We start from the raw sequence: 13,213 nt of genomic DNA, 5'->3' as shown, positions 1-13,213 counted from the left end.
CGGATTTTTTCCGCCGGCGCCCTTGTGCGTTAAAGCGAATCCCATGAACGTAGAAGAGTTTTACCAGCACGCGTTGCAGAAGCGTGATTTCAAGGCCGATGCCGCCCAGCGGCGTGCGGTCGACCGCCTGCAGCTGTGCTATGACGAGTGGGTGGCCTACAAGGGCCAGCGTTCGAGCACCTTCAAGCGCCTGATCAACCGTCCCGCCGTGCCGAAAGGCGTGTACATGTGGGGCGGGGTAGGACGCGGCAAATCGTTCCTGATGGACAGTTTTTACTCGGTCGTGCCCCTGGTGCGCAAGACGCGATTGCACTTTCACGAATTCATGCGCGGCGTGCACCAGCAGCTCGATGAATTGAAGGGCGTGGCCGATCCGCTCGACGAAGTGGCCAAGCGCATCGCCAAGAAATACCGCCTGATCTGTTTCGATGAATTCCACGTCTCCGACATCGCCGATGCGATGATCCTGTACAACCTGCTGTCGGCCCTGTTCGCCAATGGCGTGTCCTTCATCATGACCTCGAATTACGACCCCGACCTGCTGTATCCGGACGGCTTGCACCGCGACCGCATGCTGCCGACCATCGCGCTACTCAAGGACAAGCTCGACGTGATGAACGTCGACGCGGGCGTCGATTACCGCGGCCGCGCGCTGGAGCAGGTAGAAAGTTACTATACCCCGCTCGGTGCGGACACGGACCAGGCCTTGCGCGACGCCTACACGCGCATCGCCGAGACGGCCGACGAAGACGCGCGCATCCGCATCGAGAGCCGCGAAATCCATTGCCTGCGCCGCGCCGGCGGCATCATCTGGTTCGATTTTGCCACCCTGTGCGGCGGCCCCCGCTCGCAAAATGATTACCTGGAAATCGCCAGCCGCTTCCATACGGTGATATTGTCCGGCATACCGTCCATGTCGGCGGCGCAGTCGTCCGAAGCGCGCCGCTTCACGTGGCTGATTGACGTGTTTTATGATCAAAAGGTCAAGCTGATCATGTCGGCCGAAGTGGCTCCCGAGCAGCTGTACACGAACGGCATGCTGGCCAACGAGTTTCACCGCACCGTTTCGCGTATCATCGAGATGCAATCGCGCGAATACATGGAAAAAGAACAGCGCGGCGCGGCCGACGCGATCGTTTGAGGCAGGGATAAGGAACATGATGGCAAATACACTATACAAGCTGGGTGCGGCGCTGGGCCTGGTCCTGGCGTTGTCCGCCTGCGCGCACCAAGGGGTGGCGGCGTTGGATGAGGTTGGCGCGCCGCAGGTGCCCGCGACCTTGTCGGTGGAGGAAGCGGACGCCAAGCTGAAGCAGTCAGCCAGCGAGCGCGAAGCGGCCGAAAACGAGTTTGCCGCGCGCGAACTGGAGTGCTACAACAAGTTTTTCGTGAATAACTGCCTCGACCAGGCCAAGGAAAAGCGCCGCCTGATCCTCGTGCGCCTGCGCGCCGTCGACGCGGAAGCGAATTACTTCAAGCGGGCCGAATCCGTGCGCCTGCGCGATATCGACCTGGCCAGGACGCAGGAAGATGCGCGTCTCGACGCCGAGCAGCGCGCCGCGGCCATGCCCAAGCCCGTGAAAGTGGTCACGCCCGAGCCGGCGCCGCCCAAGCCGGAAGGCAAGAGCCTTGCCGAGCGCGAAGCTGAGCATGCAGCGAAGGTGGCGAAGCAGGCCGCTGCTGCCGCCGCCGAAGCGCCGCGCCGCGCAGCGCGCGAGGCAGACTATGCGCGCAAGCAGGCTGACGCCGTGGCGCGCCAGAAGCGGGTGGCGCAGCGCCTGGCCGAACGCCAGGCCGAAGCGCAGGCCAAGGCTGCCAAGGCGGCTGCCGCCGCTGCCAGCACGCCGGCCAAATAACACTGCCGCGCCGGAGCAAGTCGGAAATGGCGTGCCCTAAGGCGCGCGGCAGGTTAAACTATGCACCATGGCTGCCTGCGTATGCTGCGCGCGCCGGTTTCCCAACACCGTTACCAACACTGCCTGGAACGCAACACATGAGCGATGCACAGCAAATACAGCGGCGCCTGATTGAACTCAACGTGGAACACCGCGACCTTGATGCCGTCATCGAGTTGCTGATACTCGATGGCCACCATGACGAGCTGCAACTGCGCCGCCTGAAAAAGCGCAAATTGCAATTGAAGGATCACATCACCTTGCTGAAAATGCAGTTGGTGCCCGACGTTCCCGCCTGAGGGGCGCCAGTAGCGTCCAGTCCAGCCTTCACTTAAGTATATTTTGACCGATCACAATTTATTGCCAGTAAACCCAGATGGCCAGCCTGCTGCCTTGCCAGCCGATGTGCCAGGCGAACCCCAGGCGGCCCCTGGCAAGCACGACGCCGACATCGAGCGCCTGTTCGGCGCGGGCGGCCCGCTCGGTCCCGCCGTGGGCAGCTACAAGCCGCGCCGTTCGCAAACGGACATGGCGAAGGCCATCGCCAGCGCCATCGACAGCCAGACCACGCTGATCGCCGAGGCGGGCACGGGCACAGGTAAAACCTTTGCCTACCTGGTGCCGGCCCTGATGTGGGGCGGCAAGACCATCGTGTCTACCGGCACGAAGAACTTGCAGGACCAATTGTTCTTGCGCGATATTCCCACCGTGCGCGCCGCGCTGCAGGCACCCGTTTCCGTCGCCCTGCTCAAGGGCCGCTCGAATTACGTCTGCCACTATCACCTGGAACGCACACTGCAAAACGGCCGCATGACCTCGCGCGACGACGTGGGCCATTTGCGCGAAATCTCGCGTTTCATCAAGATGACCAGTTCCGGCGACAAGGCGGAACTGGCCAAGGTGCCGGAAAACGCCATGATCTGGAACCTGGTGACGTCCACGCGCGACACCTGCATGGGCGCCGAGTGCCAGTACTACCAGGATTGTTTTGTGATGAAGGCCCGCAAGGAAGCCCAGCAGGCCGACGTGGTGGTGGTCAACCACCATCTGTTCTTTGCCGACGTGGCCCTGAAGGATACGGGCGTGGCGGAATTGCTGCCGTCGGCCAACACCATCATCTTCGATGAGGCGCACCAGCTGCCCGATACGGCCACCTTGTTCTTTGGCAACACGGTGTCGACCTCGCAAATCCTGGAACTGTGCCGTGACGTGCTGGCCGAGGGCCTGGCGCATGCGCGCGGCATCGACTGGGCCAAGACGGTGACGGTGGTGGAAAAGGCCGCGCGCGACCTGCGTTTGACTTTTTCGCAGGATATCGTGCGCATGTCGCTGCCGCAAATCGCCCCGTCGAGCGATTTCTTTCCCGCGCTCGATACGCTCAAGGATGAGCTCGACGGCATGGTGGCCGTGCTGGAAACCCAGGCGGAACGGGCGGAAACGCTGGAACAGTGCCGAGTGCGCGGCGTCGAGCTGGCACAGCAGCTGAGCGGCTGGAAGTTCGATCCGAAGGCCAAGGTCGCGGCTGGCGAAGAAGCCGTATTCTGGGTGGAAGCGTTTTCCAGCTCCTTGCAATTGCATAAAACACCATTGTCGATCGCCCCGATCTTCAACAACCAGCGCGAAGGCACGCCGCGCAGCTGGATTTTCACGTCCGCCACCCTGGCCGTGAAAAACGATTTCAAGCATTTTTCGGAACAGATGGGCTTGACGGGCGAGCCGTCGCACACGTGGCCGAGCCCCTTCGACTATGGCCAGCAAGGCTTGCTGTTCGTGCCGCAAAACCTGCCGCAACCGAACTCGCTGGGCTACACGGATGCCGTCATCGACTGCGCCTTGCCCATCATCGAGGCGGCGGGCGGGCGCACCTTCTTCCTGTGCACCACCTTGCGCGCCGTCAAGCGCGCGGCCGAGCGCCTGGCCGACGAATTCAAGCAGCGCGGCCTGAACTTCCCCCTGTTCGTGCAGGGGGACAAGGGCCGCACGGAATTGCTGGACCAGTTCCGCGCCGCCGGCAATGGCGTGCTGATCGGCAGCCAGAGCTTCTGGGAAGGCGTCGACGTGCGCGGCGATGCGCTCTCTCTGGTGATCATCGACAAGCTGCCGTTCGCGCCGCCCGACGATCCCGTGCTGGCCGCGCGCATCGAAGTGATGGAAAAGCAGGGCAAGAACGGCTTCATGCACCATTCGCTGCCGGAAGCCATCATCAACCTGAAGCAGGGCGCGGGCCGATTGATCCGTGACGAGGGCGACCGCGGCGTGCTGATGATCTGCGATCCACGCCTCATTTCCAAGCCGTACGGCAAGCGCATCTGGCAAAGCCTGCCACCGTTCAAGCGCACGCGCGACACCGCAGAAGTGGTCGAGTTCTTCCGCAACCTGCCCGCCAAGGGCGCTTAAGTCCTCGCTTAAGTCCTGCTTGCCGGCGCCTTCCGCGCGCCGGCATATTTCCCTTTGTTATCAAGCGAGTAGCGCTTTCTGCGCGCCGCCCGCTTGCGCGCCTGGCATGCCAGAAATGGGCGTGATCGTGCCAGTTTCTGGCTTTTTCTGTCATGTCCAGGACGCCAGACACATCTTTGCGCCAGCGCAAACAGGCCGTTGCTCAGCGGTCTACAGTGAACTCATGCCTTGTGGGATCAAGGCGCGGCGTTGGCAGGGCCGCAAGGGGAACAGGGGGATGCCATGGAGATCCGCTACGGCTGTTTCTTGAGCTATGCACACGGCCAATATGCGTTCATGAACAAGTTCAAGAATGATCTCATCGAGGCGCTGGCTTGTTATCTGGAACCGCACCTCGACCGTGAAGAAGTGCTGTTCATCGACAGCGAGCAACTGGGCGGCGGCGACGATATCGACCTGCGCGTGGCGCGCGCCATGTGCCAGAGCGTCTGCATGATCGTGCTGTACACGCCCAAATATGAAGCACATGGCTACACGCGGCGTGAATTTGCTGCCATGCAGCTGATCGAACAGGAGCGGCGCGCCTGGTATGAACTGCCCAGCCACCTGATCATCCCCATCATCATGACGCGCCATCCGGACGGCTTGCCGCCGCAAATCACGGAGTCGGGGCTGTACGTCGATTTCTCCGGCTATACGCTGGCCAGCGGCGACCTGAAGTCGAATCCGCAATACCTGCCCGACATCGACCGCATCGTGCAGCGCATCGCCACGCATTACCACTTGCTCAAGCGGTCGACACCGCCCGGCCACGATTGCAGCCGTTTCGTGTTGCCCGATATTCCACCGGAATGGCGCGCCATTCCGCCTCCCCACTTTCCGCGTTAATCACGTAAAAGGTCCTGTCATGGAATGCCAACGCCTCTCCCTGCCGCCTTTGAGCGCCCCTGGCGAAGTCGTCACCTTCTATTCCTACAAGGGCGGTACCGGCCGCACCATGGCCCTGTCGAACATCGCCGTCCTGCTGGCGCGCCGTGAAAACGCCAGCGTGCCCGTGCTGATGCTGGACTGGGACATGGAAGCGCCGGGCCTGCACCATTATTTCGAGCAGCACGAGGAGCGTCCCGGCGTACTGGAATTCTTCGAGGCTTGCCGCCAGCAGCTGGAACGCTTCAGCCTGGAAAGTGGCGGCGGGCAGGCCCGGGGGCGCGACGATGCCGGCCGCGACGATGCGGCGCTGGCGCAGCGCGTGCTCGACGCCATCGACTGGCAGCAATACGTGGTGCGCGTCGATCAGGGCAGCCCGCTGTACCTGATGCGCGCGGGGCGTTTCGATGCCAGCTACAGCGAACGGCTGGCGCAGATGCGCTGGGATCAGCTGTTCGACACCTGCCCAGCCCTGTTCCGCTGCTTCGCCGATACGCTGGCCCAGCATTTCCGCTACGTGCTCGTCGATTCGCGCACGGGCCGCACGGACAGTGCCGGCATCTGCACCACCTTGCTGCCGAAAAAGCTGGTGGTGGTCTTCACGCCGAACCGGCAAAGCCTGGAAGGCGTCGATGCGCTCGTCACCCGGGCCATCGAGTACCGCCGCAGCCATGAAGACGAACAGCGTCCGCTACTCGTCTACCCCTTGCCCTCGCGCATAGAAATGGGCGATGGCGCGCAGCGCGCCGAGTGGCGCCGCGGCGACGCGCACAAGGGCATCGCCGGCTTCCAGCCCATGTTCGAGCGCCTGCTGCGCACGTCCTACGGCTTGTCGCAGATCGCCCTCGACAGCTATTTCGACGAAGTCCAGCTGCAGCAGACGAAAACCTTTGCGTATGGCGAGCAATTGGCCGTGCGCATCGACCAGGGCGGCGACCGCTTTTCCCTCACGCGCACCTTCGAAGCCTTTTTGCACTGGCTGACGGGCGGGTATTTCCCCTGGCAATCGAGCCGTGAAATCGCCTTGCTGGGCGCCATCAGCGAAGCGCGCCAGGCCTTGTCGCTGGAGCCGGGCCGCGCCGTGGCCCTGCCGCTGGCGCGCGACCTGGCCCGCCTGGGCGAGCTGTACCGCAAGGAGGGGCGCAGCGCGCAGGCGCTCGATGCCTTTCGCCAGAGCGTCGAGATCCGCGTACGCCTGCTGGGCGAGGAGCATCCCGACAGCCTGGCGTGCAAGAGCGGCATGGCGCGCCTGCTGCGCCAGCTGGGCAAGCTCGATGAAGCCCGCTTCCTGGAAGAAGACGTGCTCGATGTGCGCGAGCGCGTGCTGGGCAGCGAGCATCCCGACACCCTGGCCGCTCGGGCCTGCCTGGCGCAAACCCTGTTGCTGCAGGGGGAACTGGCGGCGGCGCTGCTGCTGCAGGATACCGTGCTGGCAAGTTACGCGCGCCAGCTGGGCGGCGAGCATCCGCTGACCCTGGAAGCGATGGATCGCCGCGCCGCCACCTTGCTGCGCATGGGGCGGCTGGCGCAGGCGCAGCAAGTGCTGGGTACGGTGGTGGCGGCGCGCGAGCGCCTGTTTGGCGCCGAGCATGGCGATACCTTGCGCAGCAAGCTGGCCCTGGCGCAGGCGCTGGGGCGCGCAGGCGACCTGGAAGGCGCGCGGCGCCTGCTCGCTGCCGTGCTGCAGGTGCAGGAGCGGCGCCTGGGCAGCGACCATGCGGTCACGCTGGCCACGCGCGACTTGCTGGCCGACATCGTGGCCGGGCAGGGCGACTGGGCCGGCGCGCGCCAGCTGCAGGAAGACCAGGTGGCGGCGCGCGAGCGCACGCACGGGCTCGACCATCCTGAAACCCTGATGAGCCAGCGCAAGCTGGCCGAGGCGCTGCTGCGGCGTGGCGAGCTCGATGCGGCGCGCAGCGTGCAGGAGCAGGTGCTGGAAGTGCACGCGCGCCTGCTGGGCGAAGACCATCTCGATACCTTGCACAGCAAGAAGCAATTGGCCGGTACCCTGCAGCAGCAGGGCGACAGCGAGGCGGCGCGCCTGCTGGAAGACGCGGTGCTCAGCGGCAGCGACCGGTTGCTGAATGCGCCCGTCACGGGGCATGCGGACGGCGTGCTGGACGGCGCCCGGCATTTGCAGGAAACCATCCTGGCCGGCCGCGCCAGCGGGCAGGACGCGGCCGAGCCGGACACCCTGGCCAGCATGATCTCGATGTTGCAAGGCATGATAGAGCGGGAACAGTATGCGCAGGCGGGCGAACTGGCCGAACATTTGAAATCCGTTCTGCTGCGCCCTGGCGTGCCGGGCAAGCTGCGCAGGCGCGGCATGGCGCAGTTGAAAAGAATGTATAAATTGCAAGGCGACCTGAATGCCTTGCTGGCCTTGCAGGAGGATGAAGTGCAGGCGCTGGAAGGGGCGCTATCGGAAGCGCGCATCGAGCAGCGCTGACGCCTTGCGCCGTGTCGGCGCGGCGGCATAAATAATGCTGCCATTCGGTGTGTGGCATGCGCAGTGTTGGCATTGCTTCAGGTAAAATCTCGTTATGAGAATTCTTATCAGTAACGACGACGGTTACCTGGCGCCAGGCCTGGCTGCCCTGGCCGACGCGCTCGCGCCCATTGCGGAAATCGTCGTGGTGGCGCCTGACAGCAATCGATCGGGCGCGTCCAATTCGCTGTCCCTGGACCGGCCCCTGTCCGTGCACAAGGCGGCCAACGGCTTTTATTTTGTCAACGGCACCCCCACCGACTGCGTGCACGTGGCGCTGACGGGCATGCTCATCGAGCGCCCCGACCTGGTGGTCTCTGGCATCAACAACGGCCCCAACATGGGCGACGACACGCTGTATTCGGGTACCGTGGCGGCCGCGACGGAAGGCTATCTGTTCGGCATTCCCGCCATCGCCTTTTCCCAGTCGCAGTTCGGCTGGGCCAATCTGGACGCGGCCGCCCGCGTGGCGCGGGAAATCGTCGAGCGCCAGTTTGACGCCCTGCAGAAACCGTATCTGCTGAACGTGAACATTCCCGCCATTCCTTACGAGCAAATGCAGGGCGTGGTGGCCACGCGCCTGGGCAAGCGCCATTCGGCCGAGCCCGTGATCCGCGCGCTCGATCCCCGTGGCCGTGAAATCTTCTGGATCGGCCCCGCCGGCACGGCCAAGGAAGGCGGGCCGGGCACGGACTTTTACGCCGTTGAACATGGACAAGTCTCGATCACGCCGCTGCAGATCGACCTGACCCATACCACCCAACTCGATGCACTGGCAAAAGGCCTGGCATGACCGCTCACTATGACTGACAAGCCGCGTACCTTCCCCCTGACCCTCGATTCGCTGGCCGGCAAGCCCGCCAGGCAGGGCGGGGGGCAGTCGCTGGCGCAGTCGCGCATTGCCACGCCGCAGACGGCGACACAGAATGCGGCGCAAAATGCGGCCAGGGGTGGCGCGCCGTACCACGCTGCCACGCTGCCCATCGCGCCGTCGCGTGCCCAGGCCATCGCCAATGAGCGGGCACAGCCGCCGGTGCAGTCGCCGCCACGGCAAAATCCGCTGGTGTCGGAAGCCGTACGCCGGGCCATGGTGGCGCGCATCGCGAAACAGGGCGTCAAGGACCAGGTGGTGCTCGACGCCATGCAAGCCGTGCCGCGCCATCTGTTCATGGACGAGGCGCTGGCGTCGCAGGCGTATATCGACGCCTCCTTGCCCATCGGCCACCACCAGACCATTTCGCAGCCGTATATCGTGGCGCGCATGATCGAAGTGATGCGCCAGGGCGGCAACTTGCAGCGCGTGCTGGAGATCGGCACCGGTTGCGGTTACCAGGCGACGGTGCTGTCGCTGGTGGCGAAAGAGGTGTATTCGATCGAGCGCATCCGGCCCCTGCACGAGCTGGCGAAGGCCAATCTGCGCCCGCTGCGCGTGTCAAATCTGCGCTTGCAGTACGGAGATGGTATGCTTGGCCTGCCGCAGGCGGCGCCCTTCGACGGCATCATCCTTGCCGCAGCCGGCCTGGAAGTCCCGCAAGCCTTGCTGGAACAGCTGGCACCCGGCGGGCGTCTGGTTGCGCCGGTGGGGGCTAAATTGCAACACTTACAACTCATTACCCGGGTGGGGAAAATGGAATGGACCAGCCAGACCCTGGAAGACTGCCATTTCGTGCCTTTGCGCCCGGGCACCATATGATCCCCGGATCAGCTAGCAAGCAGGACATACAATTACATGCGAATGATTAAGAAAAGTAACATACTTCTATGTAGCATCACCTTGGCCGCGCTGTTGAGCGGTTGCGGCACCACGGGCGTCCAGGCGCCCGTCGTCGAGCGCCATCCATCGAGCAGCAGCGCCGCCGCCAGCGATCCGCGCGACCGCGACCCGGCCTATTACACGGTCAAGCGCGGCGACACGCTGTTGCGCATCGCCCTGGAACACGGCCAGAATTACCGCGACCTGGTGGCCTGGAATGACTTGAGCAACCCGAACGACATCAAGGTCGACCAGGTATTGCGCGTGCTGCCGCCGAATGGCGACACGGGCGGCGCGCAAACATCGGCCATCGTCATGCCGCCGGTGACGGAAGTCAAGCCGGCCGCGCCTGTCGTGCCGAAGAAAACCGGTCCGCGCGGCGAGAAGCGCGCGTATTCCGACGCCACCCTGGCCGAGCTGCGCGCCGATGGCGGCAACGGCGACGCCAAGCCGGCGCCAGCGCCGGCAGCCGCCGCTGCACCGGCCGCCGCCGCGGCAGCCCCTGCGGCCTCGGTGCCTGGCGACGAGAAGATCAGCTGGATGTGGCCTTCCGAAGGCAAGGTCATCGGCACTTTCGACGAAGGCAAGAACAAGGGCGTCGATATCGCCGGCAAGGCGGGCCAGCAGGTGGTGGCGGCCGGATCGGGAAAAGTCATGTATGCCGGGAGCGGAATCCGTGGTTATGGTAATCTTGTCATCGTGAAGCACAGTAATAGTTTATTGTCGGCATATGCGCACAACCGCAGCATCCTGGTGAAGGAAGGGCAGAACGTCAACAAAGGCCAGGCCATCGCTGAAATGGGCGATTCCGATGCCGACCGCGTGAAGCTGCACTTTGAGATTCGCCAGCAGGGCAAGCCTGTCGATCCTTCGAAATTCCTGCCTAACCGTTAGGTAAAGCAATGACACACGCGCCGCACGACCAGTTGGATGATGACCCGGAACTGCCGGAAGACGGGGCGGACGAAGTCGTGACGGACGATGCCGGCGAACTCGACGGCATTGACGCCGTCGACGCGGGCGAGGGCGGCGAGGTGGCCAGCGTCAGCGTGCTGGTCGAAAGTGTCGATGAACTGAAAAAAGTGCTGGCGGCGGAGCTGTCGACCGATACCACGCAGCACTATCTGAACCAGATCGGCACGCGGCCCCTGCTGACGGCGGCGCAAGAGGTGCATTACGCCACGCTCGCCAAGCAGGGCAACTTCGAAGCCCGGCAAACCATGATCGAGCACAATCTGCGCCTGGTCGTGTCGATCGCCAAGCATTACATCAACCGGGGCGTGGTCTTGCTCGACATGATCGAGGAGGGCAACATCGGCCTGATGCGGGCCATCGACAAGTTCGAGCCCGAACGCGGTTTCCGTTTCTCTACCTATGCGACCTGGTGGATACGCCAGAGCATCGAGCGCGCCATCATGAACCAGGCGCGTACGGTGCGCCTGCCCGTGCACATGGTGCGCGAACTCAATCAAATTCTGCGCGGCAAATACCACCTGGAAGCCCAGCACCACGATGGCAAGGATGCCACTGCGGAAGACATCGCCCACCTGGTGGGCCGTCCCGTGGAAGAGGTGCAGGATATCCTGGCTCTGTCCGAGCATGCCACCTCGCTCGACGCGCCGCTCGACAACGATCCGCAATCGTCGCTGATGGACATGCTGCCCGGCGCCAGCGAAGACAGCCCTGACGCGCGCGCCGAACACCATGAAATGACGGTGCTGGTGCGCGACTGGCTGACCAAGCTGCCCGACAAGCAGCGCGTGGTGATCATGCGCCGTTTCGGCCTCGACAACGACGACCCGGCCACGCTGGAAACCCTGGCCGAGGAAATGGGCGTGACGCGCGAGCGCGTGCGCCAGATCCAGCAGGAAGCGCTGATCAAGCTCAAACGCGCTATGGCGGCGCGTGGCGTCGTGCGCGACTCCCTTTTGTAGCCCGCTGAATCGGTTCGGCTGCGCCGCGGGCTGAAGCCAGTGCGCATCTGCTATCATACGCCCCGCTCGCGGCGCCTGACCTTTCCCCCATTGTTTCAAGTTCCAGCGCGGCCCTGCGTCCTGGCCCACTCTTACCTATTGATCGCTATGCAAGAAAATATCATCGAAATCAAATCGCTCGACATGGACGCCCGTGGCGTTGGCCATATTGAAAACGAAGACGGCTCGCCGGGCAAGGTCGTGTTTGTCGAAGGCGCATTGCCAGGCGAGCGCGTCAGCTTTGTGACGTACAAGAAGAAGAAAAACTGGGAAATGGCCCGCATGACGGTGCTGCACCGCGAATCGGCTATGCGCGTGACGCCCAAGTGCAAGCATTTCGACAATTGCGGCGGCTGCTCGATGCAGCACCTGGAACCGTCGGCGCAGGTGGCGATCAAGCAGCGCGTGCTGGAAGATAACTTGTGGCATATCGGCAAGGTGCGTCCGCAAAGCATCATGCGCCCCATGTATGGCCCGACGTGGGGCTACCGCTACCGCGCGCGTCTGTCGGTGCGCCACGTCAAGAAGAAAGACGCTGTGCTGGTGGGCTTCCATGAAAAGAAATCGGCGTTTGTTGCCGACATGGATAGCTGCGAAATCTTGCCACCGCATATCTCCGCCATGCTGCTGCCGCTGCGTGGATTGATTGCTTCGCTGTCGATCTTCGACCAGATGCCGCAGATCGAGCTGGCCGTGGGCGAAGACGTGACCGCCATGGTCTTGCGCATCATGGCGCCATTGACGGCGGACGACGAAACGAAACTGAAAGCCTTTGCCGACGAATACGGCGTGCAATGGTGGCTGCAGGTGAAAGGGCCGGAAACGGCCGTGCCATTCTATCCGCTCGACAAACAATTGCATTACCTGTTGCCGGAATTCGGCGTCAAGATGCCATTCAAGCCTGTCGATTTCACGCAGGTGAACCACCACATCAACCGCGTGCTGGTATCGAAAGCCCTGCGTTTGCTGGAAGTGCAGCCGACGGACCGCGTGGCCGACCTGTTCTGTGGCCTGGGCAATTTCACCTTGCCGCTGGCCACGCAGGGCAGCGAAGTGGTCGGTATCGAAGGCAGCACCACGCTGACGGAGCGGGCGCTGGAAAACGCGCTGGCCAATGGCCTGGCGGAAAAAACCTCGTTCTCGACGCGCAACCTGTTCGAAGTGACGACGGAAGACCTGATTGCCTTGGGCCGTTTTGATCGCATCCTCGTCGACCCGCCGCGCGATGGCGCCATGGCCCTGTGCCAGGCGCTGGTCGGCCTGTCGCAAGTGCGTCCCGACCTGCTGCCGAAACGCATCGTGTACGTCTCATGCAGCCCGTCGACCCTGGCGCGCGACGCCGGCATCCTGGCGCTGGAAGCGGGCTATGTGCTGAGCAAGGCGGGCGTGGTGAACATGTTCCCGCACACTTCGCACGTCGAATCGATGGCAGTGTTTGATCTGATCTGAGGGCACACCTGAGAAAACGTCCATAGCTGCGTTGCCTTGCCTCGCCGTACCTGCGTACTGTCTTTGGCAAGGCGTCTTGCCCTGAACGTAGAAAAACGTCCATAGCTGCGTTGCCTTGCCTCGCCGTACTATTCGTACTGTCTTCGGCAAGGCGCCTTGCTCTGAACGTTTTTCAGGCGCGCTGAAGCTCCCCCATGTGCTGGCCCTGCTTCCGCGCTAATACCAGTTACAGCGTGTTATAAAACTGGTCTGTCTTTTCCAGATTCAGCGTCTTTTTTTGCCCTCCCTCTGCCGTTTTTTGCTTGTCCAGTAGGACAACACGCCGTCTACC

General features: G+C 63.3%; 11 protein-coding genes. All 11 read left to right on the top strand.

Going from position 1 to position 13,213, the window contains the following annotated elements; translation table 11 throughout:
- Nucleotides 1–43 precede the first annotated feature (43 nt).
- Nucleotides 44–1,141 (top strand): cell division protein ZapE, encoded by a 1,098-nt coding sequence (gene zapE, locus CLU91_RS09035; protein ID WP_100873882.1) that lies wholly within the window; start codon nt 44–46, stop codon nt 1,139–1,141.
- Between the two features lie 19 nt (nt 1,142–1,160).
- Nucleotides 1,161–1,856 carry a hypothetical protein gene (locus tag CLU91_RS09030; RefSeq protein WP_100873881.1) on the top strand — a complete coding sequence of 232 codons (696 nt, stop codon included), beginning with the start codon at nt 1,161–1,163 and terminating at the stop codon, nt 1,854–1,856.
- Between the two features lie 137 nt (nt 1,857–1,993).
- Nucleotides 1,994–2,194, top strand: a complete 201-nt coding sequence (locus CLU91_RS09025) for a YdcH family protein (RefSeq protein WP_100873880.1) — start codon at nt 1,994–1,996, stop codon at nt 2,192–2,194.
- 43 nt (nt 2,195–2,237) lie between these two features.
- The gene (locus CLU91_RS09020) at nt 2,238–4,292 is read left to right on the top strand and encodes an ATP-dependent DNA helicase (protein ID WP_442906427.1); all 2,055 of its coding nucleotides are present in this window, start codon (nt 2,238–2,240) and stop codon (nt 4,290–4,292) included.
- A 282-nt stretch (nt 4,293–4,574) separates the two neighbouring features.
- Nucleotides 4,575–5,180, top strand: a complete 606-nt coding sequence (locus CLU91_RS09015) for a toll/interleukin-1 receptor domain-containing protein (RefSeq protein ID WP_100873878.1) — start codon at nt 4,575–4,577, stop codon at nt 5,178–5,180.
- Between the two features lie 19 nt (nt 5,181–5,199).
- A complete protein-coding gene (locus CLU91_RS09010; RefSeq protein WP_100873877.1) occupies nt 5,200–7,668 on the top strand; it encodes a tetratricopeptide repeat protein in 2,469 nt (822 codons plus the stop codon).
- Nucleotides 7,669–7,762: 94 nt separating this feature from the next.
- Complete coding sequence (surE, locus tag CLU91_RS09005; protein WP_100873876.1) at nt 7,763–8,500, top strand: 5'/3'-nucleotidase SurE; 738 nt, start codon at nt 7,763–7,765, stop codon at nt 8,498–8,500.
- A gap of 9 nt (nt 8,501–8,509) precedes the next feature.
- Nucleotides 8,510–9,400: a protein-L-isoaspartate(D-aspartate) O-methyltransferase gene (locus CLU91_RS09000; protein WP_100873875.1), complete on the top strand. Its 891-nt coding sequence runs from the start codon at nt 8,510–8,512 to the stop codon at nt 9,398–9,400.
- A 42-nt stretch (nt 9,401–9,442) separates the two neighbouring features.
- Nucleotides 9,443–10,354: a peptidoglycan DD-metalloendopeptidase family protein gene (locus CLU91_RS08995; protein WP_100873874.1), complete on the top strand. Its 912-nt coding sequence runs from the start codon at nt 9,443–9,445 to the stop codon at nt 10,352–10,354.
- Between the two features lie 8 nt (nt 10,355–10,362).
- Nucleotides 10,363–11,394 carry an RNA polymerase sigma factor RpoS gene (gene rpoS / locus CLU91_RS08990; RefSeq protein ID WP_077407335.1) on the top strand — a complete coding sequence of 344 codons (1,032 nt, stop codon included), beginning with the start codon at nt 10,363–10,365 and terminating at the stop codon, nt 11,392–11,394.
- Between the two features lie 147 nt (nt 11,395–11,541).
- Complete coding sequence (gene rlmD / locus CLU91_RS08985) at nt 11,542–12,882, top strand: 23S rRNA (uracil(1939)-C(5))-methyltransferase RlmD (protein WP_100873873.1); 1,341 nt, start codon at nt 11,542–11,544, stop codon at nt 12,880–12,882.
- Nucleotides 12,883–13,213 lie beyond the last annotated feature (331 nt).

This window comes from Janthinobacterium sp. 64, assembly GCF_002813325.1.
Classification (GTDB): domain Bacteria; phylum Pseudomonadota; class Gammaproteobacteria; order Burkholderiales; family Burkholderiaceae_D; genus Janthinobacterium.
Note: the sequence above shows the minus strand (reverse complement) of the source record. Positions and strands in the feature narration are given on the sequence as shown.